21 protein-coding genes are annotated in these 26035 nt (G+C 70.1%); 14 read left to right on the top strand and 7 right to left on the bottom strand.

Features of this window, described 5'->3' with window-relative positions; translation table 11 throughout:
* Nucleotides 1–541: 541 nt before the first annotated feature.
* Both HKK74_RS06715 and HKK74_RS06710 read left to right on the top strand, forming a co-directional pair.
* A complete protein-coding gene (locus HKK74_RS06715) occupies nt 542–2716 on the top strand; it encodes a SpoIIE family protein phosphatase (protein ID WP_187242185.1) in 2175 nt (724 codons plus the stop codon).
* Between the two features lie 208 nt (nt 2717–2924).
* A complete protein-coding gene (locus HKK74_RS06710; RefSeq protein ID WP_187242184.1) occupies nt 2925–4634 on the top strand; it encodes an RNA polymerase sigma factor in 1710 nt (569 codons plus the stop codon).
* Between the two features lie 193 nt (nt 4635–4827).
* Here HKK74_RS06710 and yaaA read toward each other — a convergent pair whose 3' ends face one another.
* Complete coding sequence (gene yaaA / locus HKK74_RS06705) at nt 4828–5625, bottom strand: peroxide stress protein YaaA (protein ID WP_187242312.1); 798 nt, start codon at nt 5623–5625, stop codon at nt 4828–4830.
* Between the two features lie 120 nt (nt 5626–5745).
* Nucleotides 5746–5976, bottom strand: coding sequence for a DUF7455 domain-containing protein (locus HKK74_RS06700; RefSeq protein WP_187242183.1), 231 nt, complete (start codon nt 5974–5976; stop codon nt 5746–5748).
* Nucleotides 5977–6339: 363 nt separating this feature from the next.
* Between HKK74_RS06700 and HKK74_RS06695 the strand changes: the two genes are divergently transcribed.
* The 4 genes from HKK74_RS06695 (at nt 6340) to HKK74_RS06680 (ending at nt 10157) form a co-directional block, all read left to right on the top strand.
* A complete protein-coding gene (locus HKK74_RS06695) occupies nt 6340–8436 on the top strand; it encodes a DNA gyrase/topoisomerase IV subunit B (protein WP_376771511.1) in 2097 nt (698 codons plus the stop codon).
* Nucleotides 8437–8569: 133 nt separating this feature from the next.
* A complete protein-coding gene (locus HKK74_RS06690) occupies nt 8570–8812 on the top strand; it encodes a type II toxin-antitoxin system VapB family antitoxin (protein WP_222721947.1) in 243 nt (80 codons plus the stop codon).
* A 5-nt stretch (nt 8813–8817) separates the two neighbouring features.
* Nucleotides 8818–9246 carry a type II toxin-antitoxin system VapC family toxin gene (locus HKK74_RS06685; RefSeq protein WP_222721946.1) on the top strand — a complete coding sequence of 143 codons (429 nt, stop codon included), beginning with the start codon at nt 8818–8820 and terminating at the stop codon, nt 9244–9246.
* An 80-nt stretch (nt 9247–9326) separates the two neighbouring features.
* Nucleotides 9327–10157 carry a 1-aminocyclopropane-1-carboxylate deaminase/D-cysteine desulfhydrase gene (locus HKK74_RS06680; protein ID WP_246491270.1) on the top strand — a complete coding sequence of 277 codons (831 nt, stop codon included), beginning with the start codon at nt 9327–9329 and terminating at the stop codon, nt 10155–10157.
* 10 nt (nt 10158–10167) lie between these two features.
* Here HKK74_RS06680 and HKK74_RS06675 read toward each other — a convergent pair whose 3' ends face one another.
* Nucleotides 10168–11553 carry an LVIVD repeat-containing protein gene (locus tag HKK74_RS06675; protein ID WP_187242180.1) on the bottom strand — a complete coding sequence of 462 codons (1386 nt, stop codon included), beginning with the start codon at nt 11551–11553 and terminating at the stop codon, nt 10168–10170.
* A gap of 89 nt (nt 11554–11642) precedes the next feature.
* A complete protein-coding gene (locus tag HKK74_RS06670) occupies nt 11643–12212 on the bottom strand; it encodes a thioredoxin family protein (RefSeq protein WP_187242179.1) in 570 nt (189 codons plus the stop codon).
* Nucleotides 12213–12942: 730 nt separating this feature from the next.
* Here HKK74_RS06670 and HKK74_RS06665 point away from each other — a divergent pair.
* A complete protein-coding gene (locus HKK74_RS06665; RefSeq protein WP_187242178.1) occupies nt 12943–13512 on the top strand; it encodes a Uma2 family endonuclease in 570 nt (189 codons plus the stop codon).
* 39 nt (nt 13513–13551) lie between these two features.
* Here HKK74_RS06665 and HKK74_RS39655 read toward each other — a convergent pair whose 3' ends face one another.
* Nucleotides 13552–14556 (bottom strand): tetratricopeptide repeat protein, encoded by a 1005-nt coding sequence (locus tag HKK74_RS39655; RefSeq protein WP_246491269.1) that lies wholly within the window; start codon nt 14554–14556, stop codon nt 13552–13554.
* Nucleotides 14546–15637, bottom strand: coding sequence for an AfsR/SARP family transcriptional regulator (locus HKK74_RS39650; protein ID WP_246491268.1), 1092 nt, complete (start codon nt 15635–15637; stop codon nt 14546–14548). Before HKK74_RS39650 ends, HKK74_RS39655 begins: the two co-directional genes overlap by 11 nt.
* A 92-nt stretch (nt 15638–15729) precedes the next feature.
* Between HKK74_RS39650 and HKK74_RS06655 the strand changes: the two genes are divergently transcribed.
* Nucleotides 15730–16335 (top strand): DUF6506 family protein, encoded by a 606-nt coding sequence (locus HKK74_RS06655; RefSeq protein ID WP_187242177.1) that lies wholly within the window; start codon nt 15730–15732, stop codon nt 16333–16335.
* 82 nt (nt 16336–16417) lie between these two features.
* Here the strand turns inward: HKK74_RS06655 and HKK74_RS06650 are convergent, their stop codons facing one another.
* Nucleotides 16418–18886 carry a DNA gyrase/topoisomerase IV subunit A gene (locus tag HKK74_RS06650; protein WP_187242176.1) on the bottom strand — a complete coding sequence of 823 codons (2469 nt, stop codon included), beginning with the start codon at nt 18884–18886 and terminating at the stop codon, nt 16418–16420.
* 116 nt (nt 18887–19002) lie between these two features.
* On the opposite strand from HKK74_RS06650, the gene HKK74_RS06645 reads away from it, so the two are divergent.
* The 6 genes from HKK74_RS06645 to HKK74_RS06625 all read left to right on the top strand — a co-directional run bounded on the left by HKK74_RS06645 (nt 19003) and on the right by HKK74_RS06625 (nt 26015).
* On the top strand, nt 19003–20163 hold the full coding sequence (locus HKK74_RS06645) for a lactate 2-monooxygenase (protein WP_187242175.1): 1161 nt from the start codon (nt 19003–19005) through the stop codon (nt 20161–20163).
* A gap of 91 nt (nt 20164–20254) precedes the next feature.
* Nucleotides 20255–21886, top strand: coding sequence for an amidase family protein (locus tag HKK74_RS06640; protein ID WP_187242174.1), 1632 nt, complete (start codon nt 20255–20257; stop codon nt 21884–21886).
* Between the two features lie 436 nt (nt 21887–22322).
* Nucleotides 22323–23387 carry a methionine ABC transporter ATP-binding protein gene (locus tag HKK74_RS06635; RefSeq protein WP_187242173.1) on the top strand — a complete coding sequence of 355 codons (1065 nt, stop codon included), beginning with the start codon at nt 22323–22325 and terminating at the stop codon, nt 23385–23387.
* Nucleotides 23384–24040: a methionine ABC transporter permease gene (locus HKK74_RS38975; protein WP_312881303.1), complete on the top strand. Its 657-nt coding sequence runs from the start codon at nt 23384–23386 to the stop codon at nt 24038–24040. Before HKK74_RS06635 ends, HKK74_RS38975 begins: the two co-directional genes overlap by 4 nt.
* A gap of 105 nt (nt 24041–24145) precedes the next feature.
* A complete protein-coding gene (locus HKK74_RS38970; RefSeq protein WP_312881302.1) occupies nt 24146–24976 on the top strand; it encodes a MetQ/NlpA family ABC transporter substrate-binding protein in 831 nt (276 codons plus the stop codon).
* Between the two features lie 124 nt (nt 24977–25100).
* Nucleotides 25101–26015 (top strand): STM4015 family protein, encoded by a 915-nt coding sequence (locus HKK74_RS06625; RefSeq protein ID WP_187242172.1) that lies wholly within the window; start codon nt 25101–25103, stop codon nt 26013–26015.
* Nucleotides 26016–26035 lie beyond the last annotated feature (20 nt).

Here is a 26035-nt window from a genome sequence, read left to right as displayed (position 1 = left end):
GGCCGGACTGTAAGAAATCGGTCATATCTGGCGGCGTGGGCTCGTCGTCGCCCTCCCGGAGCACGGAACGGCCGGATCCGGCCAATCGCAATCACGCACGGGGCCTCGAGACGGGCCCGGCGGCGTACGCGATCGGGCGGCCGGCCTCGGCGCGTCGCGTGCGGATCCGCGAAGGGACGCGCCGGAATGTCACTCTCGGCTGCCGATCGGGCCGAGGCGCTCTATCATCTCGTACCTGCCGATTACCCCGGCTGTTCTGGCGCCCCGGCGGGCCGGGACGGGACGGTGGCCGTGCCCGCGGCACCGTAGGGTGGCCGGTGAAGGTGCCGAACCGGCCACTGGGGGTAAGACTTGTCTTCGGCGCCGAACCACCGAGATGATGAAGGCCTGACTCCGACCGGTGTTGTGAGGGAGGCGGGGGCTCGGCCTGGTCCCGTTCACCCAAAGTGATGACGATCTGCCTTTTGGCAAAGCCTCGCCCGCGACGGAGGTGTCGACGGTGAGCACCGATACTTCTGTTCCGCACCCACGGGTGGCCGGCATGGATTCCTCCGATATCGCCCTTTTCGAGACCTTGATCAAGGAAGCGTCCATCGGCTTCGCGTTCTTCGACGCCCAGCTCAAGTTCCGCCGGGTCAACGAGACCCTCGTGGAGATCCACGGCGTGCCCGCCGATGAGCTCATCGGACGGCGCCCGGCCGAGGCGCTGCCGGACGACGGGGCCACGGCCACCGCCATGGAGTCCGCGCTGCGCAAGGCCCTCGAGGAGGGCCAGGCGGTGATCGACGCGTTCGATCTCGCCGTCGAGGCCGCCGGGCAGGGCGGCGACGAGGCGAGCGCCGAGGACGGCGCGGCGGCTGGTGTGGCGGGCGGCGTGACCGGCGGCGTGGCGGGTGGTGCCGAGGGCGGCGCGGCGGGTGGTGCGGCCCCCGGCGTGGTGGTCGAGCCCGCCGATCGGACCCGGCACTGGGCGTACTCCTGGTTCCCCTCCCGCGGCCCGGACGGGAAGGTCCTCGGGATCGTGCTGATCGTGGTCGACGTGTCCGAGCGACGCCGCGCCGAGGAGGTCATCCGCCGCAAGGAGGAGCGTTACCGCTCTCTGGTCGAGGCCAGCTCACAGGTGGTCTGGGTGACCCTGCCAGACGGTCAGGTGGCCGACGACGCGCCGGAGTGGCGGGCGATCACCGGCCAGACCATCGACGACTATCTCGCGAGCGGCTGGCTCGCCGTCATCCATCCCGAGGACCACCAGCGCGTCGAGGCCGGCTGGCACGAGTGCCTGCGGGCCAACCGCGTCTTCGAGGCCAACTACCGCGTCCGCACCAGATCCGGCAACTACCGCCACTACGACGTACGGGCGGTGCCGATCTGGCGGGGCGAGGACGTCGTCGAGTGGGTCGGCGCCAACACCGACGTCACCGGCCAGCGCGAGGCCGAGGAGATGCGCGGCCGGCTGACCGAGCAGCTGTCGGCGGCCGCGCTCCGCACGGCCAGGCTCCAGCAGGCCACCTCGATGCTCGCCGAGGCCCTCACGGTGGCGCAGGTCGTCCAGGTCATCACCGAGGTCGGCCGGTCGGCGATCGGCGCCGATCAGTCAGCGGTGGCGCTGCTCAACGACGACAAGCTGCTGCTCCGGATCATCATGCCGAGCGGCACCCAGGACGTCGCTCTCGCCACGCCCGACGACATCCAGGTCAGCGACCAGACCGTGATGTCGGTCGCGGTCCGCGAGAGCCGGCCGTTCCTGGCCGAGAATCCGGACAGCCTCCGGATGCAGCTCGGCGGCGACGAGACCGGCCTGTTCGCGCGTCAGATCGAGGAGCGGGCCTGGGTCGGGCTGCCCCTGCTGGCGGCGGGCGCCGCGATCGGCGCGCTGCGGTTCTCGTTCATGCGGCCCCGTGAGATCACCGAGGAGGAGCGGGTGTTCCTCGAGGCGCTCGCAGGCCAGTGCGCGCTGGCGGTCGAGCGGGCGCTGCTGTTCGAGCGCGAGCACAAGACCGCCGAGGAGCTCCAGCGCAGCCTCCTGCCGAGCGATCTTCCGCAGCTGTCCAACATGCAGCTGGCCGCTCGCTACCACCCGGCCACCCGCCACGTGCAGGTCGGCGGGGACTGGTACGACGCGTTCCGGCTGCCCGACGACCGGCTGGCCATCGCGGTCGGCGACGTCATGGGCAAGGGCGTGCTCGCCGCGGCGGGGATGGGCCGGGTCCGCAACGCCCTGCGCGCCCTGGCGCTCAACGACCCGCGCCCCGCCGCCGTGCTCGCCGGGCTCGACCGGCTGTTCAGCGCCACCGAGGACGAAGAGCAGTTCACGACGGTGGCCTACGCCGTGATCGATCCCGAGACCGGGGTGGGCGTGCTCAGCAACGCGGGGCACCCGCCACCCCTTTTGATCAGCCCGGACGCCCCCGCACGCCTCAGCGCGAGCGAGCCGGGCACGCCGTTGGGCTGGCCCAGTCAAAGGCAGCAGACAAGTTTTTCCATCGAGACCGGCAACACTGTGGTGTTCTATTCCGATGGACTCGTGGAGAACCGTAGGCGTGGAGTGGACGCCGGTCTCGACGAGCTCGTCGGGGTCGCGGCGGACGCGCCACCGGAGGTGGTAGCAGATCCTGAAATAATCGTCGATTTCTTGGTCGATCGCATGCTTGCCGGGTATGAGCAAGACGACGATGTGACCGTACTTGCCCTACACGTTCCGCCGAAGACGGCGTAGTCCGTACGAAGGACCACTCAGCTCCCCCTAAGGTGGTGTGTTACCGGGCAGGACTCCCCGTACGGAATGCGCAGCCGTGCCAGAATGCTGACCCTAGGAGAAGCGGGTACGCTGCTTTCCCGCGCGGGGTTCGTGGCCCCGCCCGCGAGGCCACGCCCGACAGGCCGCCTGGGTCAACCTAGCCACATGTTTCGTTCGAGAGGTGTTTGTGTCGCCTGCCAGTTCGACCTCGAAGCCAACAGAGCAGCTGCACGAGCACGTCATCGGGCAACTGATCGAGCGTGGACGGTCCCAGGGTTACATCGAAGCCGACGATGTACGCCGCACGTTCGAAGAGGCCGACATCCCCGTGTCCAAGGCCTCGAGCATCTTGCGGAGCCTCAGCAAGGAGGGTGTGACCGTCATGGTGAGCGCTGCCGACTCCGCGGCGCCGAAGCGTCCGCGCAAGCGCGCCGGGACGCAGCCGGCGCGAAAGGACAAGACCGAGGAGGGGGCGGGTTCCCGTCAGGGGGCGCCCAAGAGCGTCGCGGCCGCCAAGGAGCAGCCCGACACGGTGACGGCCGTAGTCGACGACGGCGCTGACGGCGGCGCGCCCGACACCACGCGTGCCCGTACGGCCCGGCCCCAGGCCGCCAAGCCCAAGAAGGCCGCGGCCAAGCCGAAGCGGCCCACGGGCGCGAAGAAGACCCAGCCGGCCAAGGACACGGCCAACGGGAACGGCGCGGCCAAGCGGCCGGTCGAGAAGGTCGAGCCGATCGTCGACGACGAGGTCGAGGTCACCGAGCTCGACGAGGAGCTCGAGGTCGATCTCGAGGTCGATGTCGATCTCGAGACCGGCGCCGACCCCGAGACGGCCGCCGAGCCGGAGGCCGCCACCGCGGAGCCGGAGGCCGAGACCGGCACGCCGCCGCAGGGCAACAAGAAGGGCGAGGACTCCGAAGAGGAGGCGTTCGTCCTCGGTGACGACGACGAGGACGCCCCGGCGCAGCAGATCGCGGCCGCCGGCGCGACCGCCGACCCGGTCAAGGACTATCTCAAGCAGATCGGCAAGGTCCCGCTGCTCAACGCCGAGCAGGAGGTCGAGCTGGCCAAGCGCATCGAGGCGGGCCTGTTCGCCGAGGAGCGACTGGCCGTCGAGGGCCACGCGATGTCCGAGGACGATCTCGAGGACTTCGAGTGGATCGCCGAGGACGGCCGCCGGGCCAAGAACCACCTGCTCGAGGCCAACCTGCGGCTGGTCGTGTCGCTGGCCAAGCGCTACACCGGCCGCGGAATGCTCTTCCTGGACCTGATCCAGGAGGGCAACCTCGGCCTGATCCGCGCGGTCGAGAAGTTCGACTACACCAAGGGCTACAAGTTCTCCACGTACGCCACCTGGTGGATCCGGCAGGCGATCACCCGGGCGATGGCCGACCAGGCCCGTACCATCCGCATCCCGGTCCACATGGTCGAAGTGATCAACAAGCTGGCCCGGGTGCAGCGGCAGATGCTCCAGGACCTGGGTCGCGAGCCCACCCCCGAGGAGCTGGCCAAAGAGCTCGACATGACGCCCGAGAAGGTCGTCGAGGTCCAGAAGTACGGTCGTGAGCCGATCTCCCTGCACACGCCGCTGGGTGAGGACGGCGACAGCGAGTTCGGTGACCTGATCGAGGACTCCGAGGCGATCGTCCCGGCCGACGCGGTGAGCTTCACGCTGCTGCAGGAGCAACTCCACTCGGTGCTCGACACGCTGAGCGAGCGCGAGGCGGGCGTGGTCTCCATGCGGTTCGGCCTCACCGACGGCCAGCCGAAGACCCTCGACGAGATCGGCAAGGTCTACGGGGTGACCCGGGAGCGGATCCGCCAGATCGAGTCCAAGACCATGTCGAAGCTGCGTCACCCGTCGCGCTCCCAGGTACTCCGCGACTACCTGGACTGAGATCTCCGCGGCACGGGCCTCCGGTCGGCGACGTCCCGGGGGAGGCCCGGCCTGCCGCGATTCGCCCTTCCGGTGCCGTGGCGGGCGGGCCGACACGCCGACCGGCGCGGCGTTACGAAGTCTTTACCCACCGCGTCTTGCGCGCCGTGCCTTGTCCTCCGTGCTGGTGCTTGTTCACGCCCCGTGCCTTGTTCTACGTGCCGGGGCCGGCCGGCTCGTCCAGGATCACGTCGGCGGTCCACGGCGCTCCGGCGCGGGCCGGCCGGTCGAGCTCCACCACGTGGCCCAGATCGCTCAGGAGCTTCGCGAGCTCCTCGGGTGACCCCGGGTCGGCGTCCGCCGCGATGAGGTCGCGGGTCACCGCGCCTCTGGTGGCCTTGGCCATATGGCTGACCACCGAACGCCGCACCACGCCGTCGACGATCCGCTCCCGGAACACCCGTACCGCCACCGTCGGTACCGCCGGTCTCCAGGCGGCGGCGTACGGCGCGGAGCGCATGTCGACGATCAGGCCGGGGCGGCTCGAGCGCATCGCCCGGGCGATCGCCGGTCGCCAGACGCCCGCCAGCGCGCCGAGCGGAGGCAGCCGCACCCCCATGGCCAGCCGGTACGGCGGTACGCGGTCGTCGATGCGCAGCACGCCCCACAGACCCGAGAAGATCGCCAACCGTTCGGCGGCCCGCGCGGCCGCCGCCGCGTCCAGGTCGGCCAGTCCGAGATTGTCGTACAGGACCCCGGTGTAGAGGCGCGCGGCCGGGAGCGCCGGGGCCGAGCGGAGCACACGGTTGCGCCCGACGGCCTCGGCCTGTCCGGCGGGCAGGCCAAGGATCTCCATGGCCTGGCGCTCCGGGCCCTTGCAGAGTGCGGTCAGGGCCTTCAGTACCCGTTTCCTGGTCGCCGCCAGTTCCGGGCGGCTCAGGCCGGCCAGATCGACGGGCGCGCCGTCTCCGACGGCCGCCTTCCCCTCGGACGGGGGCAGCAGGACGAGCACGGTCCCTCCGATGTGTTCCGTGAAGCCCGGCCGGACGCCGTCGGCGCCGGCTGGAAGCGAAAGATGGCGGCCATCGTCGCCGATGGCCGCCATCTTCTCTCTATGTATGGAGCTGTCGAACTACCGTTCCTTGTCAGGGGCGATGGCAGGGGTCTCGATCAGCCGGTCGGTCTCGTCCTGAATGTCAGCCCCGCCTGCGCGAAGCGCCTCACTGAACCTGCGGCCGTGATGCGCGCAGAACAGCAGGTCGCCGCCGCCAGCAAGGACCGCACGGACATAGGCCTGAGCACCACAGCGGTCGCAGCGATCTACGGCCGACAGTGGCTTGGATGGGGCAAGGGCTCCAGTCACGGCACCTTCCTCGTCTCGGGGTCGGTACTTAAAAGAACATCTAACCGGACGCGGACGTTCCCAACCCGCCTCTCACTACGCCCAGAGCAGAATGCTGCAATAAGTGACGGATTTCACAAACCGCCCCCTCTGCGGTGTGGATCGCCGGAAAAGTCGCAGCAGTTGGAGCGGGTCACAAGGCAGCATCCTGCCGCATGTGGGAGCCTTGTTCGAGGACCCACGAGATCGCGTTAGGGCATCTTCGCGACATCTCGCGCCGTCGTGCGGCATCTTCGTCACAGCTTCGGAGTGGTCGACAGGCGAACGGCGTCAGGAGAGGTAGCCTGCTGCCTGACGTTCTGCCCCCCGAGGAGTCCGACCAAGTTGACCGCTGTGACCGCTGAGACCGCTGAACTGACCGCCGACGACCCGCACGGCTATTCGGCCCGGCATCTGTCGGTGCTCGAAGGCCTCGAGGCCGTCCGGAAGCGGCCGGGCATGTACATCGGCTCCACCGACAGCCGTGGCCTCGTGCACTGCCTCTGGGAGATCGTCGACAACTCCGTCGACGAGGCGCTCGGCGGCCACTGCACCCACATCGAGGTCGTCCTGCACGCCGACGGCTCCATCGAGGTCGGCGACGACGGCCGGGGCATCCCGGTCGACATCGAGCCCAAGACGGGGCTGCCGGGCGTCGAGCTGGTGATGACGCGACTGCACGCGGGCGGCAAGTTCGGAGGGGTCTCCTACACCGCCTCCGGTGGTCTGCACGGCGTCGGCGCCTCCGTCGTCAACGCGCTGTCCTCCCGGCTCGACGTCGAGGTCGACCGTGACGGCCACACCCACTTGATGAGCTTCAAGCGCGGTCTGCCCGGCGAGTTCGCCGACGAGGGGCCGACGGCCAAGTTCAAGAAGAAGTCCGGCATGAGGCTCGGCAAGAGGGTCGCCAAGAAGATCACGGGCAATCGGGTGCGATTCTGGCCGGACCGGCAGATCTTCATCAAGGACGCGACGATCGCGACCGAGCTGGTGCTCGACCGGATGCGGCAGACCGCCTTCCTGGTGCCGGGCCTGTCGATCTCGGTACGGGACGAGCGCGGCGAGGAGCCGATCGAGGAGTCGTTCCGCTTCGACGGCGGCATCGGCGAGTTCTGCTCCTACCTCGCCTCGGACGAGGCCGTGAGCGACGTGCTGCGCCTGCAGGGCCGCGGGCACTTCACCGAGACGGTGCCGGTGCTCGACGATCAGGGACACCTGACCCCCACCGACGTCGAGCGCGACCTCGAAGTCGACGTGGCGCTGCGCTGGGGCACCGGCTACGACACGATCACCCGGTCGTTCGTCAACGTGATCGCCACCCCCAAGCACGGCACCCATGTCTCCGGATTCGACCGGGCACTGGTAAAGACGATCAACGAACAGCTCCGCAGCACCCGGCTGCTGAAGAACGGCGACGATCCCGTCCTCAAGGACGACATCCTCGAGGGGCTCACCGCCGTCGTCACCGTACGGCTGCCCGAGCCGCAGTTCGAGGGGCAGACCAAGGAGGTACTCGGCACCTCGGCCGCGACCCGGATCGTGTCCCAGGTGGTGACCAGGGAGCTCAAGGCCGCCTTCGAGTCGCCCAAGCGCGGGCAGAAGCAGCAGCTGCGCAACGTGCTCGAGAAGGTCGTCTCCGCGGCCAAGACCCGGATCGCCGCCCGCACCCAGCGCGACAACCAGCGCCGCAAGAACGCGCTGGAGAACTCCGCGCTGCCGGCGAAGCTGGTCGACTGCCGCACCTCCGACGACCGTAGCGAGCTCTTCATCGTCGAGGGGGACTCGGCGCTCGGCACCGCCAAGCTGGCCCGCAACTCCGAGTTCCAGGCGCTCCTGCCGATCCGGGGCAAGATCCTCAACGTGCAGAAGTCCTCGGTCGCGGACATGTTGAAGAACGCCGAGTGCTCGGCGATCATCCAGGTCATCGGTGCCGGCTCCGGCCGTACGTTCGAGCTCGACTCGGCGCGATACGGGCGGATCATCCTCATGGCCGACGCCGATGTGGACGGATCGCACATCCGGTGCCTGCTGTTGACCCTGATCTACCGCTACATGCAGCCGATGCTCGAGGCCGGGCGAGTGTTCGCGGCCGTACCGCCGCTGCACCGGATCCAGCTGAGCAACCCCAAGAGGGGGCAGAACCGGTACATCTACTGCTACACCGACGGTGAGCTGCGCAAGAAGCTCGTCGAGCTCGAGCGCAAGGGCCAGCGCTGGAAGGAGCCGGTGCAGCGGTACAAGGGCCTCGGTGAGATGGACGCCGACCAGCTGGCCGAGACCACCATGGACCCCCGGCACCGCATGCTGCGGCGCATCCGGATCGAGGACGCCGAGGACGCGGCCAAGATCTTCGACCTGCTCATGGGCTCCGAGGTCGCGCCGCGCCGCGAGTTCATCACCGCGGGCGCCTCCGAGCTCGACACCGCCCGCATCGACACCTGATCCGGATTCGAAGCGCCCCTCGACCCCGGCCCCGGCGCCGGCATCGGCATCGGCATCGGCTACGGTGCGCGCTGACGAGCGTACGCAAAGTGCTGATGTATGGGAGTATGGGTCCATGGGTATGGTCAGCCGTATGAAGACGACCGTGGACATCTCCGATGCGTTGCTCCACGAGGCCAAGCAGGCCGCCCAGGCGGAGGGCACCACGCTGAAGGCCCTGATCGAGGAGGGGCTGCGTGACGTTCTGGCCCGGCGTACCAAAGCGAGCCGCTATGCGCTTCCGGACGCCAGCGTCGACGGGAACGGCCGACGCCCCGAGGTGCGCGACGCGTCGTGGGAGGAGATCCGCGCCCTGGCGTACGGGGAGCGGCGGTGATAGCCGTGGACACGAACATCCTGGTCCACGCGCATCGCCGGGACAGCGAGTTCCACTCTGCGGCGATGGCCTGTGTGCGACGACTCGCGGAGGGCCAGGCGTCGTGGGCGGTCCCCTGGCCATGTGTGCACGAGTTCTTCTCGATCGTCACGCATCCGCGTATCTATGTTCCGGCCAGTACGGCTGACGAGGCCATCGCGCAGATAGAGGCGTGGCTGGGTTCGCCCTCGCTCGTCCCTCTCGGCGAGCCTGCCGGATACTGGTCCGTGCTCCGAGCCCTGCTGATCGAGGGCAAGGTGGCGGGCCCGATGGTGCACGATGCCCGGATCGCGGCGATCTGCCTTGCACACGGCGTACGAGAGTTGTGGACCATGGATCGTGACTTCAGCCGGTTCCCTGCCGTGAAAAGACGCAACCCGTTGGCCGCCGTGTGATCGACGTTCGGATGCGCGTGAACCCGGATCGGCTGTCCGTCACCCCGGTGCGATCGCGGTTGCCGTCACCGGTCGTGGAGATGGAAGACGATCGAATGGCCCGGCACGGCCTGCGGTTGTACCTGAAGCGCGATGATCTCATCCACCCGGACCTGCCCGGCAACAAATGGCGCAAGCTGAAGTACAACCTCCAGGCCGCCGCCGAGCAGGGGCACCGCACGCTGCTGACCTTCGGCGGCGCCTACTCCAACCACATCCGCGCGACGGCGGCGGCCGGCCGCCGGTTCGGGTTCGCCACCATCGGGGTGATCCGCGGCGAGGAGCATCTGCCGCTCAACGACTCGCTGGCGTACGCGGTGGCGCAGGGCATGCGGCTCACCTACCTGGACCGTACGGCCTATCGCCGCAAGACCGACCCGGAGCTGATCGACGGGTTGCGCGAGCGGTGGGGGGAGTTCTACCTGCTCCCGGAGGGCGGCAGCAATGCCCTCGCGGTGCGCGGCTGTGCCGAACTGCCCGCCGAGATCGACGAGCCGTTCGACGTGATCTGCTGTGCCTGCGGCACCGGCGGCACGCTCGCGGGCCTGGCCGCCGGGATCCCGCCAGGGCGGCGGGCGCTGGGCTTCGCCGCGCTCAAGGGCGGCCGGTTTCTGGACGGGGAGGTCGACCGGCTCCAGCGCGAGGCCAACGGCCGGGGCTCCGGTAACTGGAGCATCGAGTACGGCTTCCACTTCGGCGGCTTCGCCCGTCGCACGCCGGATCTGGACGCGTTCATCGCCGACTTCGCCGCTCGGCACGACGTCACGCTCGACCGGGTGTACGTGGCCAAGATGATGTACGGGATCTTCGCGCTCGCCGAGCGCGGCGCCTTTACCGAAGGCACGCGCATCGTCGCCGTCGTCACGGGCTGACGACCTGGGCTCAGCGTTCCGGGCCCGTGTAGCGCAGGATCCAGAGGCCCTGGTTCTTGTCGGAGATGTAGATGTACCCGCGCCGGTCGACGACCACGTCCTCGGTCTGCAGCACCAGCTTGTCCTCCGGCATCGGCCCGTACCTGCGGGTGGGCTCCGGCGGGATGAAGTAGCCCACCTCACGTGGTGTACGGACGTTCGAGACGTCGTACACGCGTAGCCCGGCGTTGAAGTGGGCGATGTAGAACAGGTTCCCCTGCCGTTGCACGTCGGGGTGGTGCTGGTGGTGGTTGATGTTGTGCGGCCCGCTCCAGCCGCCCCGCGTGACGAAGTCGTCGTAGGGCGCCTCGTCCGGCGGCACCGGAGCCGGGAGCGTGGAGAGCAGCCACGGCTCGGCCGGATCTGAGATGTCGATGATCGAGGCGTGCGGCGCGGGGCCGGCCCCGTACGACACGTCCTCGGAGTTGGCGAACGCGATGGAGCGGCCGGGCACGGGCAGCACGCCGTGCACGCCGAACCTGGAGTGGAACGGCGGGCTGAAGTTGAGCCCGCCCACCCGCCTGGGCCGGGAGACGTCGGAGATGTCCAGCACGATCATGCCCGCCCCGCCGTAGGGCAGGTAGACGTGGTTCCCGGCCGGATAGGGCGGCCCGTGCAACGACACGTCACCGGCGTCGCCACAGCAGAAACCGTGCGTGTGCGGCCGCGCGGACCGATTCGCCAGGCCTTCGCGAGGCTCGCCCTCGCGCTGGCCGGGCACCCACCACCGGCCGGCCTCCCGTGGCCGGGCCCGATCGGAGATGTCCAGGATCACGTAGATGTTGCCCTGATGGCCCGGAACCCCCGCCGCCAGGTGGACGTGGCGCCCGCCGGGATAGAGGTTGCGATGCGTGCCCGTTCCGCCGGTGCGGTAGTGGCTCAGCCGCCGAGGGCGTACGGGATCCGCGATGTCCCAGATGTAGACGCCGTCCTCGAAGTCCTCGGCGGGATCGCCCCCGAAGTTGGGGAAGATGCTCTCCAGCGCGGTGACCATCGTGTCACCGGACAGGTCCACCTGCAGCGTCCAGGTGTCGGCCGGCCCGGGAACGAAGGCGGCCACCTCGGGGCGGCGTGGGTCGGTGACGTCGACGACGCTCCACCCGCTGTGCCAGAAATGGCCGGTGTAGAGGTACCAGCGGCCCCTGACCTGCCGGATCGCCATCTTGAACGCCGGCCGGTGATCGAGGTCGCTGTAGCCGATGGCCTCCACGTTGCGGGCGTACGCGCCGCGCGGCGCCCGCCCGCCTGCCGGACCGTCGGCGGCCTTCGCGACCCCGGTCTGTGTGGCCCCGAGTGCGGCGGCACCGGCCAGCGACGCTCGCAACGCCTGCCGACGCCCGATCTCCTTCGCCGTCATTCGCTCCTCCTTCGGATGTCATAGATCATCCAAAGGGCCGCGGGATAAAGGCGATCGAAAGTGCGCCGCCGTGAGGTGAGGAACGCCGGTCAGACCGGGTCGTTGCCGGGCTTCCACTTGATGCCGCAGCCGAGGCTCGCGATGTGCGGTTCGGGTACCGGGCGCCCGCCGAGCACCTGGTAGAGCGCCGCCCGCAGGGTCGCGCCGTCGGAGGGCAGGTCGTTGCGCGGCCGGGCGCCGTCGAACTCGCCCCGGTAGGCGAGCCCCCGGTCGGCGTCGTACAGGAAGAAGTCGGGCGTGCAGGCCGCCTTGTACGCCTTGGCGACCTCCTGCGTCTCGTCGATGAGGTACGGGAACGTGAAGCCGGCCCGCTTCGCCTGCTCGGCCAGGTGCTCGGCGTCGTCGTCGGGGTAGTTCTCGACGTCGTTGCTGCAGATGCCGACGGCCGCGAGGCCCTCCTTCGCCTGGTACTCCGCGACGGCCTCGCCCAGGGCGCTCTCGATCCTGCGCACATAGGGGCAGTGGTTCGACAGGAAGACGACGAGCAGCGCCGGAGCGCCGACGAAGTCGTCGATCGACACCGTGTCGCCCTGTATCGACGGGAGCGAGAAGGACGGAGCGCGGGTCCCCAGCGGGACCATGAACGACGAGATGGCCATGCCGCGATTATCCCCCCGCGCCCCGGCCCGACCCATGGTGTGGTGACAGCGGGTCCTGAGCCGGCCGGGAGAGTCGCGGGACTTCAAGAACCCCGGGGACCGGTGCTCGCGTTCGAGGTGGCAGGCTTCCGGCGATTCGTCGAGGCGGTCCGCGCCGGCGACCACGATCTCTGAGTAACGAAGTAGATCAGCTTGGGGCCGCCCTGATGGCTCGTCCGAGTCGATCAAGGATTCGGGCACGCCTGGGTGCCCGGATCCTTGATCGAATGCGTGCCGAGGCACTGCACGTGCTGCGTGGCGGCGAACAAGTGCATGATCACGGCCGGAGGGTTGGCTGTGCTCTGCCTGGCCGTTTGGCGGACCGGCGACGAGGGCCGAAGCCTGTTCAGTGTCGGCGTATGCACCACCAGGTCGGCTTTCGGTGGTGCGTATGCCGACACCGAAGGCTGCTCGGTACTTGTTTCTCAGCGCACACGGGGACGAAGCGGGCCAACACCCTGGCGTTCTCGCGGTCACGGGCAGACACTTGGGCGCGTTTCCAGGGTTGAGTCACTGCACGAGTGCGTGGAACACCATCGAGGGCCCGCAATTCGAGGTTGCGCGACCGATCGCATAATGCTCTGTCGCACTCCTTGACTACAGTCTGTGCTGAAGTCATCACGATCACATGACAGGAAAACAGGGATGAGGGCTCATCGCCCTCGCAACGGCTCGAAGGATGGCCCGTCCCATGGCAGATCCGGCGTCGCACAGACCGACCCTGCGTGAGATCCACGAGTCCATGGAGGTACCGGGCCACCGGGTGGAACTCATCGGCGGGCGGATCATCGTGAGTCCGGTACCGCAGATTCGCCATGGTGAGATCGTCTTTTGGCTGGGCGACCAGCTTCAGAATGTGTGCGCCGCAAAAGGATGGAGCCGGCTGCCGCAGACCACGCTCGACATGCTCGCCACAGACGAGCGGATCGTGCCTGACGTGCTCGTCTACCCCAGGGAGGAGTCCATCGCCGAGGCGTGGCTCGTCCCGGCGGCACGAGCCCTGCTCGTTGTCGAGATCGTGTCCCCGTCGAGCAGGCGCACCGATTACGAGGACAAGTGCGTGAGCTGCGCGAAGAACGGGATCCCGATGTACCTCATCATCGATCCCTACGACGCGACGCTGACGCTCTGCACCGAACCCAGCGAGAAGGGCTATCGCCTGGTCCATTCGGTGGACGTCGGTGACAAGCTCGATCTCCCCGAGCCCTTCGGCATCACGCTCGACACCGGCACGCTCCCGATCAAAGCCGCTGAGAGCTGAACGCCGGGCTCCACCGTGAGCAGCCCCTACCGTTGAGGCTCATCGGACGCCGCGTCCGGCGATGCGTGCGGCGATCCTTTCGACGTCGGCGCGCTCGGCCGGCGGAAGCGGCCTGATCGCGGAAGCCTCGTCCAGCAGGCGCGCGGCCTCGCCGGCGTTCCCCTTCAGGGAGGCCGCACCGGCCAGCCCTTCAGTGGCCAGCGCCACCGCGCGCCGGTCGCCCGTGTCGCGGGCCAGCGCCAGGCTCTCCTCATGGCGGGCACGGGCCTGGGCGGCGTCGCCGCGCAGTTCCGCGACGAAGCCCAACTCCGCCAGCACGTACGCCAGGCCGGAACGGTAGCCGTCCGCCCGGTGGGCCTCCTCGGCGGCACGCAGATGCTCCTCGGCGGCGTCGAGCCTGCCCTGCCTGCGCGCCGAGGCCCCTAGGCCCACGCGCGCGTGGACGGCTCCGTGGTGGAACGACCGTTCGCGCGCCACCCGCAACGCACGCTCGTAATGGGCGTCGGCTCGACCATGATCTCTGGCCAGCGTGGCGATCCTGCCCAGTTGCGAGATCTCCTCCACCACGACCGGCCACAGCTCCAGTTCCTCGGCCGAGGCCAGGCCCGCCCGGTGCAGCCGTCCCGTGCGGTCGTAGTCCCCGTCCACCTCCGCGAGCACGCCCAAGAGCTGGAGGACGCGGGACTCGCCCCAGCGGTCGCCCACCTCGCGGAAGATCGCCAGCCCTTCCTCGCCCTCGCGGCGCGCGGCCTCCAGTTGTCCGAGCCGCAGCGACTCCCATCCGAGCACGGTGAGCGCCGCCGCTGCCCCCCAGCGGTCGCCGAGCCGCCGGAAGTCCTGCAGCGTGCCCTTCACCAGCCCGATGGCGGCGGGGAGGTCACCGCCGTCGGATCGGGCGTACTCCAGGAGCCAGCGCTCGTCGGGGGACAGGTCGCCAGAGGGCTCCACCGGATCGACGGGCATACGCTCCCACGCCTCCAGGGCGGCCCGCCAGACCAGCGCACCGGCTCGCGTCCCGCCTGCGGGGCTGAGTTCACCCTGCACAGGCGCAGGCCGGTACGGCGAGGTGCTCGACGGTGTCCAGGACCAGCAGCAGCCGGCGGGTGCGCAGGGCCTGGGCCAGCTCGCCACGCACACCGAGCGCCGCGGCGATCCGTTCGGCCAGGACGGCGGCGTCCTCGAGCGCCCCGGCGGCATCGACGCCGCCCAGCTCGACCAGCCACGCGCCCTCCTCGGCGGTGGCCGCGACCTCCAGCGCCAGCCGGGTCTTGCCCACCCCGGCCGGACCGGTCAGCGTGACCAGCCGGTGCTCGCGCAGGAGCGCCCGGACCTCGGCGACCGCCTCATCCCGACCGACGAGCGCGGTGAGCGGGACGGGAAGGTTGGACGCGAGCCTCTCCGGCGGCCCGGCCAGCGCCGGGTCCTGCCGGAGGACGGCCTGGTGGACCGCGGTCAGCTCCGGGCCCGGGTCCACCCCCAGCTCCTCGGCGAGCCTGTTCCTGATCTGGCGGTAGGCCTCCAGCGCCTCGGCCTGCCGCCCGTCCAGGTAGAGGGCGCGGATCCGTACGGCATGCAGCCGTTCACGGAGCGGATGGGCGGCGAGCATCGCCGGTAGCTCGTCGGCCAACGCCCGATGCTCGCCGCGTTCGACGCGCTGTTCCGCGAGTCCTTCGAACGCGGTGACGCGCTGCTCCTCCAGCCGCTGTGCCGCGGCTCGGGCGAACGGCGCCTCGGCGTACTCGGCGAAGGCGGGGCCGCGCCACAGGGCGAGGGCCTCCTCGTAGCGCGCGCCCGCGACCAGTTCGCCGAAGTTCGCCGCGTCGACCCGGGACGGCTCGGCCCGCAGGCGGTACCCGTGCGGCGCGGTCTCGACCAGCGCGCGGGCGCCCGGTTCGGCCAGCTCCAGGGCACGCCTCAGCTGCGCCACCTTGGACTGGAGCGCTCCGGCCGCGTGCGCGGGCGGCACGCCCTCCCAGAGGTCCTCGATCAGGGTCTCCGCCGACACCGCGTGCCCGTGATGGACCAGCAGGTCGGCCAGCAGGGCGCGCACCTTGGCGCCCGGCACGGCGACATCCTTCCCCGTGTCGGTCCAGACGGCCAGAGGCCCCAGCACTCCGAATCGCATGCCGTGATCGTAAGCGGACCGTCAGCCGGTCATCAGCGGACTTCCGTAGCGTCGCCGACGTACCGAGAGAACGAAGTCCAAGGAGCGAAACCATGTCGCAGTCAGTCGTCATCTACCCGCGGCCGGGCGCCGACCCGGAGAAGGACCGGATCGAGTTCGAGGGCGGTGGGCACCGGGTGACGCTCGTCGCGGTGCCGGACGAGGACGAGGCGGCGCCGGTGGTCGCCGGGCTGGTCGGCGAAGGCGTCGGCCTCGTCGAGCTGTGCGGCGGGTTCGGGCCGGTCCGGGCGGCGAAGGTGATCGCCGAGGTCGGCGACCGGATCCCGGTCGGAGCGATCGGCTACGGCGCCGAGTCGCTGGCCGAGATCTCCCGCTTCCACCTGTCGTTCCTGGCCGGGGAGGTCCAGTCGGAGCTGTTCCTGGTGCTGGTGCCCGGCGCCGACCCGGAACGGGACCGGATCGTCCGGGAGCGCGGCGGCGGCGCCCGGTTCACCACGGTCGCGGTGCCCGACATCGACGCCGCGGAACGGGTCGCCGCGCAAGAGACGGTCGGGCTGATTGAGCTGTACGGCGGGTTCGGCGCCGACGCCGCGGCGCGGGTGCACGCGGCCGCAGGGGGCGGCACCCCGGTCGGCTCGGTCGTTTACGGCATCGAGTCGATGGACGCCGCGGCGGCTTTCCGCGCCGACCCGAGTTGATGAGGGCGAAAGCTCGGACCGAGTCGATCAAGGATCCGAGCACGCCTGGGTGCTCGGATCCTTGATCGACTGCAACTGCTGATCACGGCGCGGTCGGGCCGATAGGGCCGCTGACGGCGGTGACGCGGTAGCCCGCTCGCTCGCCGGAGCCGTCTCGCCGGCCGAGTTCGGTCGGCAGCTTCACGGGCGCGCCGGTGGCCGAGGCCGCGCGGACCGGTGTCGGGCCGGCCCAGGCCAGCAGCAGCGTGTCCTCGCCCTTCAGGAAGCGGTGTGACCGTACGCCGCCGGTGGCGCGGCCCTTGGCCGGGAACTCCGCGTAGTCGCTGATCTTGACGGCGCCGGGCTGGGTGCCGGGCAGGGCCGCCGACGAGCCCGCGACCGTGACGACCACGGACTCGCGGGTCGGGTCGACGGCGCCGAACCACATCACGCGGGCATCGGCGGCCAGCCGGATGCCCGCCATCCCGCCGGCCGGGCGGCCCTGCGGGCGGACGGAGTCGGCGCCGAAGCGCAGCATCTGCGCGTCGCTCGTGAGGAAGACCAGGTCGACTTCCTCGGATTCGAGCTGCACGGCGCCGACCACCTTGTCGCCGTCCTTGAGCCCGATCACCTCGAACTCGTCCCGGTTGGCCGGATAGTCGGGCACGACCCGCTTGACCACGCCCTGCTCGGTGCCGAGCACCAGCCCCGGGCCCTCGGTGTCGAACGTGCCGAGGCCGATCACGGTCTCGTCCGATTCGAGCGTGATGAACTCGCTGAGCGGCGCACCGCCCGCCAGTGACGGGGGAGTGGCCGACGGCGGCAGCGCGGGCAGGTCGAGCACGTCGATCCGGAGCATGCGTCCGGCGGTGGTCACCGCGCCCACCTCACCTCGCACGGTGGCCCGGACCACCGACACGAGCGTGTCGTGCGGCGCTCTCGGGCCGTCCGCCGGAAGCGGGTCGGTGCCGCCCGTACGGGCGAGCAGGCCGGTCGAGGACAGCAGGATCAGGCAGGGGTCGTCGCCGACCTCCAGCGGTACGGCCGCCGTCGTGGCCTGACCGGAGGACTCCAGCAGCACGGTGCGGCGCGCGTTCGCGAACTCCTTGGCGACCTTTCCGAGCTCGTCCGACACGACCTTGCGCAGCTTGGTCTCGGACTCGAGGATCGCGGTCAGCTCGGCGATCTCGCGGCTGAGCGTCTCCTTCTCCTTGTCCAGCTCCAGCCGGTCGTAGCGGGTGAGCCGCCGCAGCGGCGTGTCGAGGATGTACTGCGCCTGGATCTCCGACAGTTCGAAGATCTGCATCAGCCGCTGCTTGGCCTGTGCCGAGTCATCGCTGTCGCGGATGACCTGGATGACCTCGTCGATGTTGAGCAGCGCGATGATCAGGCCGTCGACGAGGTGCAGCCGCTCCTCGCGCTTGCGGCGCCGGAACTGGCTGCGGCGGCGTACGACGTCGATGCGGTGGTCGACGTAGACCTGCAGCAGGTCGCGCAGGCCGAGGGTGCGGGGCTGGCCGTCGACCAGCGCCACGTTGTTGATGCCGAAGGTCTCCTCCATCGGCGTCAGCCGGTAGAGCTCTTCGAGCACCGCCTCGGGGTGGTAGCCGTTCTTGACCTCGATGACCAGCTGGAGGCCGGTGGACCGGTCGGTGAGGTCCTTGAGGTCGGAGATCCCGGTCAGCTTCTTGGCGTTGACCATGTCCTTGATCTTGGCGACCACGCGCTCGGGGCCGACGCCGTACGGCAGCTCGGTCACCACGATGCCCTTGCGGCGGGGGGTGATGTTCTCGATGCGTACGGTGGCGCGGGTGCGGAAGGTGCCGCGGCCGCTCTCGTAGGCGTCCCGGATGCCCTCGAGTCCGACGATCCGCCCGCCGGTGGGCAGGTCCGGGCCGGGTACGAACCGCATCAGGTCGTCGAGCGAGGCGTCCGGGTGGGAGATCAGGTGGCGGGCTGCGGCGATCACCTCGCCGAGGTTGTGCGGGGCCATGTTGGTGGCCATCCCGACCGCGATGCCGGACGCGCCGTTGACCAGCAGGTTCGGGAACGCCGAGGGCAGCACCTCGGGCTCGTTCTCCTGCCCGTCGTAGTTGGGCCGGAAGTCGACGGTGTCCTCGTCGATCGAGGTCACCATGAGCATGGCCTCGCGGGACAGCCGGGCCTCGGTGTACCGCATCGCGGCGGGGGAGTCGTCGCCGCCGAGCGATCCGAAGTTGCCGTGCCCGTCGACCAGCGGCATCCGCATCGACCAGGGCTGGGCCAGGCGCACCATGGCGTCGTAGATCGCGGTGTCGCCGTGCGGGTGCAGCTTGCCCATCACCTCGCCGACGACACGGGCGCATTTGACGTGCCCCCGGTCAGGGCGCAGGCCCATGTCGTTCATCGAGTAGAGGATTCGGCGCTGCACGGGCTTGAGCCCGTCGCGCGCGTCGGGGAGCGCCCGCTGGTAGATCACCGAGTAGGCGTACTCGAGGAAGCTGCCCCGCATCTCCTCGGAGACGTCGACGTCGACGATGTTCTCTTCGAAGTCGGGCGGGGGCGGAGGGGTCTGCGTACCGCGTCGTGCCATACGGCCATTGTTCCGTGTCCGGGAGACAGATGCGTACGGACCGCGCCCCCGGCGTGGCTCTCATGCGTCACAACGATCACAATGGGCGTGCACGTCACGATGGAGGAGGCGCCCAGATGAGTTCGTTCGCCGATTTCCAGAACGAGATCTACCTCAACGGGCTGGGGGACGTGCTCCCCGGGCTGCCCACCGACCTCACCCGGCTGGAGCGGCTGGCCAGGAAGCGGTTGTCGCCGGGCGCGCACGGCTACGTGGCCGGCTCCGCGGGCACCGGGGCGACCGCGCGAGCCAACCGGGAGGCCTTCGACCGGTGGCGGATCGTGCCGCGGATGCTGCGTGACGTGACCGTACGCGATCTGTCCGTGGAGGTGCTCGGGGCGTCGCTGCCGGCACCGGTGCTGCTCGGGCCCGTGGGCGTGCTCTCGATCGTGCATCCCGACGGTGAACTGGCGGTGGCGCGCGCGGCTTCCGCGCTGAACGTGCCGATGGTGCTCAGCTCGGCCGCGTCGTACACGATCGAGGAGGTCGCGGAGGCCGGTGGCGAGGGTCCGCGCTGGTTCCAGCTGTACTGGCCGAAGGACCCCGAGATCGCGGCGAGTTTCCTGGGGCGGGCGAAGGCGGCGGGTTACACGGCGCTGGTGGTCACGCTCGACACCCCGATGCTCGGCTGGCGCCCGCATGATCTCGATCAGGCCTATCTGCCGTTCCTGCGCGGCATCGGGGTGGCCAACTACTTCTCGGATCCGGCGTTCCTGAAAGGGATCGGCGGCTCGGTCGGAGCCGATCGATCCACCGCGCTCCTGCACTGGGCCGCGATCTTCGGCAACCCGGCGGTCACCTGGGACGATCTCGGCTTCCTGCGCGAGCACTGGGACGGCCCGATCGTGCTCAAGGGCATCCAGCACACCGACGACGCACGCCGGGCGGTCGACGCCGGGATAGACGGCGTGATCGTGTCCAACCACGGCGGCCGGCAGGTCGACGGGGCCGTCGGCGCGCTGGACATGCTGCCGGAGGTGGTCGCCGCCGTCGGGGAACGGACCACCGTGCTGTTCGACAGCGGCATCCGCTCCGGCGCCGACGTGGTGAAGGCGCTCGCGCTCGGCGCGCGTGCGGTGCTGGTCGGCCGGCCCTACGCGTACGGTCTCGGTCTCGCGGGCGAGGCGGGCGTACGGCACGTGCTGCGCTGTCTCATGGCGGAGCTCGACCTGACGATGGCGCTGTCGGGAATCACCCGGCCGGCCGACCTCACGCCGGAGTTTCTGCGCGGACCTTGACGATCAAGGGCGATCCAGGCGATACCGAACCGCAACGAAACAGCAATAGAAGATCCTTACGGTCGAGGGCAGGCCCCTCGAAAGGATCTTCATGGCAAACGATCCGTCGGCGCGCAGGCTCCGCTGGGTGATCGCTCTCGTCACAGCGGCGGGACTGTCCAGCACCCTCATCACACCTCCCGCCGTCCACGCGTCGCCGCCCCGGCCCTCCGCGCCGCCGCAGGTGGCCGGACTCGGTGTGGACGACATCCGCGTGCTGCTGAAGAACCGCAAGGTCACGTCGGTCCAACTCGTACGGGAGTACCTGCGTCGGATCGAGGCCTATGACGACGCCTACGGCGACCAGCCGGGCCTGAGCGCCGTGATCGCGGTGAACCGGCGGGCGGAGGCCGAGGCGGCACGGCTCGACGGCGAGCGCAGGGCGGGCCGGACCCGCGGGCCCCTGCACGGCGTTCCCATCGTGCTGAAGGACAACTTCGACACCAAGGACATGCCGACGACGAGCGGGTCGGTGGCCCTGCGGGATCTGCAGCCGAAGGACGACGCGGAACAGGTACGGCGACTGCGTGCGGCCGGAGCGATCGTCCTCGCCAAGACGAACATGCACGAGTACGCGATGAACATCTACACGATCAGCTCGCTCGGCGGCCAGACCCGCAACCCGTACGACCAGACCCGGCATCCGGGCGGTTCCAGCGGAGGCACGGGCGCCGCCGTCGGGGCGGGTTTCGCGCCGGCGGGCATGGGCAGCGACACGTGCGGTTCGATCCGCATCCCGGCCGCGCACAACAATCTCGTGGGCATGCGGCCGACGATGGGCCTGTCCAGCCGCGACGGCGTCGCGCCGCTCGCCGGCACGCAGGACACGGCCGGGCCGCTGGCCACGTCGGTGCGCGACGTCGCGCTGATCCTCGACGCGACCGTGGGGTACGACCCGAAGGACCCGGTGACCAAGGAGTCGCTCGGCAAGATCCCGCGCAGTTACCTCCCGTCACTGCAAAAGAACGCCCTGCGCGGCAAGCGCATCGGGATCTTCACCGACTACTTCGGCACCACCCCGCAGGAGCAGCCCACGAGCGACCTCATCCGCGCCGCCGCGGACGACATGGTCCGCCAGGGGGCGAAGACGGTCGAGATCGGTCCCCAGCCCGAGATCGCCGCCGCAGCGGCGGCGGCCAACCGGGTACGCGACGAGTTCGAGCGCGACCTGAACGCCTATCTCGAGGACGCGAACGGCCGCCCGAGCGAGCTGGCCGGCCTGGAGCCGCCGTACGACGAGATCACGCTCGCCGACATCGCCACCTCGGGCCAGGTGACCCCGAGCGTGCTGTCGACGCTGAAGGCCTGGGTCAACAGCCCGGCTCTGCCGAACGACGCCTACAACGAGAAGCTGCGCCAGCGCGGCGTACTCCAGGACGGGCTGAGGGCGCTGATGCGCGCCCACGATCTGGACGCGCTCCTCTACCCGTCGATCACGCAGCCGGCGACCGTCGTCGGCACCACGCAGTCCTACGTGAACTGCCGGCTGGCCGGCTACAGCGGGTTCCCGGCGCTGAGCGTTCCGGCGGGCTTCACCGCGGGTGGTCTGCCGGTCGGGGTGGAGCTGCTGGGCGTGCCCTACAGCGAGCCGACCCTCCTCGGGATGGGCCACGCGTACGAGCAGGCCACCCACCACCGCAGGCTTCCCGCCGGCACGCCGCCGCTCGCCACCACGGCGAAGTAGCGGTCCGGCGTCCTTCCGGCCGCGCCGCGATGGCGCGGCCGGGAGGGTACGGCCGAGAGGTGCGGCTGGGCCCACGGGCCGGACGTGACGCGGGTAACCCGGCGGAGATTTGGGACAGCAGCCTCCCTCTGCTTTACTAATGCCATGACCACCGTACGTAAGCGCCCCCTGGGCCACCCGCTCACCATGCGGGCCATGCGGTGTCGTCGAATGTGTGCCTGCTGAGGGCCCCTGTCAGTGACGGCTCACGCCCCGAAGTGAGCGGACTCCGACCTCCTGAGCACATGTCCTTCGTTCTTCACCTTCTGAGCCACCCGCCGTTCCCGCCCGGGAGCCGCTGAGCGCGCTCGGCACCGCCTGCACCGTTCTCTCTTCTGTTCTCTTCCGTCCGCCGTCGCCGGTCGTAGCCGGATGGCGCCTGCCCGGGAAATTCCCTGTGATTCAGATCGAAAAACTTAGGAAGACCTACCGTTCCCGAGGACGCGAGGTGACCGCCGTCGACGGGGTCGACCTCCACGTCCGCGCGGGCGAGGTCTTCGGCGTCCTCGGCCGCAGCGGCGCGGGCAAGAGCACCCTGCTGCGCTGCGTCAACCTCCTCGAACGCCCGGACGAGGGCCGCGTGGTGGTCGCGGGGCGGGAACTGCCGGCCCTCTCGGGCGGCGAGCTGCGCCGGGCCCGGCAGGGCATCGGCATGATCCATCAGCACTTCGGCCTGCTCGGCTCCCGTACGGTCGCAGGCAATGTGGCCTTTCCGCTGGAGGTCATGGGAGTGCCCCGCGCCAGGCGGGCCGAGCGCGTCGCCGAGCTGCTGGAACTGGTCGGGCTGGCCGACCACGCCAAGGCCTATCCCGCGCAGATCTCCGGTGGGCAGAAGCAGCGCGTCGGCATCGCCAGGGCACTCGCGGGCGAGCCCAAGGTGCTGCTGTCCGACGAGGCGACCTCGGCGCTCGACCCGGAGACCACCGACTCGATCCTGGAGCTGCTGCGGCGCCTGAACCGCGACCTCGGGCTCACCATCCTGCTCATCACGCACGAGATGAACGTGGTGAAGCGGATCTGTGACGCGGCGGCGCTGATGCGCGACGGGCGGTTCACCGAGTCGGGCCCCCTGCGGGAGTTGCTGGCGCGGCCCGGCTCCGAGCTCGCCCGTGGCCTGTTCCCGCTGCCGCCCGTACCTCACCGGCCCGGTGCCACGGTCGCCGACGTGACCTTCGTCGGGGCGGCGACGGGCCGGCCGGTCATCTCCACTCTGGCCCGGGAGCACGACGTCGACGTCAACATCCTCGCCGGCGCGGTCGAGACGGTCGGCGGTGCGCCGGTCGGCCGCCTGCGGATCGAACTGCCCGGGCCGCCCGAGGGCAACGCACAACACCTGGCGTTCCTGCGGGAGGCCGGTCTGACGGTCGAGGTCGCCTCGGCCGTCCCGGCCGAGGTCCTCCGGGTCGGCGGTGCCCCTCCGGACGTCGCGGCCGTGGGCACGAGTGACGAGGAGGCGAAGTGAGCTGGACCGAGATGGCACCGCTGCTCAGAGACGCGACGGTCGACACCCTCTACATGGTCGGGGTGTCCACGCTGCTGACGGCTGTGTTCGGGCTGCTGCTCGGCGTACTGCTGGTGCTCACCGACCGGGGCGGCCTGCTCACGGCGCCGCTGGTCAACCGGGTGCTCGGCGCGATCGTCAACGTCGGCCGGTCCCTTCCGTTCATCATCCTGCTGATCGCGCTGATGCCGTTCACCCGGCTGGTCGTCGGCACCACCATCGACAGCACGGCCGCCATCGTGCCGCTCACCGTCGGCGCGATCCCCTTCTACGCGCGCCTCGTCGAGGCCGCGCTACGCGAGGTCGACCGCGACGTGGTCGCGGCGGCCAAGGCCATGGGCGCCTCGGTCCGCGAGATCGTCGTGAAGGTCCTGCTGCGCGAGGCCCGGCCCGGCCTCGTGGCCGGTCTCACGGTCACCGTGATCGCGCTCATCGGCTATTCGGCCATGGCCGGCACCGTCGGCGGCGGAGGGCTCGGCGACGTGGCCGTTCGCTTCGGTTACGAGCGGTTCGAGACCGAGGTCATGGTCGCCACGGTCGTGCTGCTCATCGTGCTCGTCCAGGTCGTCCAGATGCTGGGCGACCTCATGGCCCGGCGGCTGTCCCGCAGGTGACCCCACCTGCGGGTGCTCCGGCCACCCCCACCGATCCATCTCGGCCCATCCATCAAGGAAACATGTGCGGGCGACCCCCGCACGAGACACAGGAAGGCACTCTTCGTGCTACGTAAGATCACCATTGCGCTGGCCTCCGTCGGACTGATCGCCGGGCTGACCGCCTGCGGTTCCTCCGACTCGGGCGAGACCGCCAAGGCCGGCGAACCGGCCGCCCCGCTGAAGGTCGCCGTGAACCCGGTGCCGCACGGCGAGATCCTCAAGTACGTCGGGGACGAGCTGGCGGAGAAGGCCGGGCTGAAGCTCGAGATCGTCGAGTTCTCCGACTACGTGCAGCCGAACACGGCGCTGCAGGAGGGCCAGGTCCAGGCCAACTACTTCCAGCACGTGCCGTTCATGGAGGAGTTCGAGCAGTCCAAGGGCGTCAAGCTGACGTTCGTCGCCCCGGTGCACATCGAGCCGCTCGGCGTCTACTCCAAGAAGGTCACGGACCTGCGGTCGGTACGGAACGGCGGAACGGTGGCGGTGCCGAACGACCCCGCCAACCTGGGCCGGTCGCTCAAGCTCCTCGCCGACAACGGGCTGCTCACCCTCAAGCCGGGCGCGCCGCAGAGCGCCACCGAGCGGGACATCGCGACCAACCCGAAGGGGCTGAAGTTCAAGCCGCTGAAGCCTGCGCAGCTGCCCCGCTCGGTCGCCGACGTCGACCTCGCGGTGATCAACGGTAACTATGCCCTCGAGACCAAGCTCTCGCCGGCCAAGGACTCGCTGGCGCTGGAGAAGGCCGAGGGCAACCCGTACGCCAACGGCATCGTCACGCTGCCGCAGAACGCCGGCGACGCGCGGGTGAAGAAGCTGGTCGAGCTGCTGCAGTCCGCCGAGGTCAAGAAGTTCATCGAGCAGAAGTACACGGGCTCGGTGATCCCCGCCGCCTGACCACGGCGCTCAGCCCGTACGCCCGGCCGGGCCCGCACCGGCCGGGCGGATGGCGGGTCCACGCGTGTTATGTCCCTCGTCCCTGATAGGACAGATCCACCCATTCAGGAGGGACATCGAGCGCGTGAGCATTTATCAGCACCTCTCCGAATTCGCCGGGCTGCCGGTCGTCGACTTCACCGACGAGACGGATCTTCCCCCCGAGGGGGCGGCCTGGCGGATCGCCACCGAGTTCGACGGCACGCCCTTCAGCGCGGTGTTCGAGGACTTTCTGCGGCAGGTCGACACCGCTGAGGTGGTGGCCCTGGTCATCGGTTACTGGGGGGCCGAGTACGACTCGGGCAGCGGGGATCCGGCGGAGCTGCTGGTCAAGGCCGCCGAGCGGCTGCCGAACCTGCGCTCGCTCTTCCTCGGCGACATCGTCGCCGAGCAGTCGGAGATCTCCTGGATCGAGCAGTCCGACATCACGCCGCTGCTGACGGCCTTCCCGCGCCTGGAGCGACTGGAGGTACGAGGCGGCACCGGGCTCGCGCTCGCCCCCGTGCGCAACGAGACCCTCACGACCTTGCGCTTCGAGGCCGGCGGCCTGCCGGCCGGTGTCGTACGGGCGGTCGGGGCGAGCGACCTGCCCGCCCTGGAGCACCTCGAACTGTGGCTGGGTGTGGACGACTACTCCGGCGACGCCACCGTGGCCGACCTCGCGCCGCTCCTCACCGGCGAGCGGCTGCCCGCCCTGCGCCACCTCGGCCTGCAGAACAGCCAGATCCAGGACGAGGTCGCCGCCGCGGTCGCGGGTGCGCCCGTCGTCGCGGGCCTGGAGTCGCTCAGCCTCTCCATGGGCGTGCTGACCGATGAGGGGGCGGAGGCGCTGCTGTCGGGCCAGCCGCTCACCCATCTGAAGCGGCTCGACCTGCACCACCACTTCCTCGGCGACGAGATGGCCGAGCGGGTGCGCGCCGCGCTGGCGGGCGTCGACGTCGATCTCAGCGAGCACCAGCGGCCACGCGACGAATGGCGCTACGTGGCCGTCTCGGAATGAACGGCGACAAAGGCGGCTCC

Source organism: Actinomadura alba, assembly GCF_014323705.1.
In the GTDB taxonomy this organism is placed as follows: domain Bacteria; phylum Actinomycetota; class Actinomycetes; order Streptosporangiales; family Streptosporangiaceae; genus Actinomadura_C; species Actinomadura_C alba.
Note: the sequence above shows the minus strand (reverse complement) of the source record. Positions and strands in the feature narration are given on the sequence as shown.

Bases quoted from the DNA above. Each gene is read 5' to 3' on its own strand.
- HKK74_RS06680 (WP_246491270.1), top strand. From the start codon at position 9,327: ATGGAAGACGATCGAATGGCCCGGCACGGCCTGCGGTTGTACCTGAAG.
- HKK74_RS06690 (WP_222721947.1), top strand. From the start codon at position 8,570: ATGAAGACGACCGTGGACATCTCCGATGCGTTGCTCCACGAGGCCAAG.
- HKK74_RS06715 (WP_187242185.1), top strand. From the start codon at position 542: ATGGATTCCTCCGATATCGCCCTTTTCGAGACCTTGATCAAGGAAGCG.
- HKK74_RS06645 (WP_187242175.1), top strand. From the start codon at position 19,003: ATGAGTTCGTTCGCCGATTTCCAGAACGAGATCTACCTCAACGGGCTG.
- HKK74_RS06675 (WP_187242180.1), bottom strand. From the start codon at position 11,553: ATGACGGCGAAGGAGATCGGGCGTCGGCAGGCGTTGCGAGCGTCGCTG.
- HKK74_RS06650 (WP_187242176.1), bottom strand. From the start codon at position 18,886: ATGGCACGACGCGGTACGCAGACCCCTCCGCCCCCGCCCGACTTCGAA.
- HKK74_RS06640 (WP_187242174.1), top strand. From the start codon at position 20,255: ATGGCAAACGATCCGTCGGCGCGCAGGCTCCGCTGGGTGATCGCTCTC.
- HKK74_RS06670 (WP_187242179.1), bottom strand. From the start codon at position 12,212: ATGGCCATCTCGTCGTTCATGGTCCCGCTGGGGACCCGCGCTCCGTCC.
- HKK74_RS06655 (WP_187242177.1), top strand. From the start codon at position 15,730: ATGTCGCAGTCAGTCGTCATCTACCCGCGGCCGGGCGCCGACCCGGAG.
- HKK74_RS39650 (WP_246491268.1), bottom strand. From the start codon at position 15,637: ATGCGATTCGGAGTGCTGGGGCCTCTGGCCGTCTGGACCGACACGGGG.
- HKK74_RS06665 (WP_187242178.1), top strand. From the start codon at position 12,943: ATGGCAGATCCGGCGTCGCACAGACCGACCCTGCGTGAGATCCACGAG.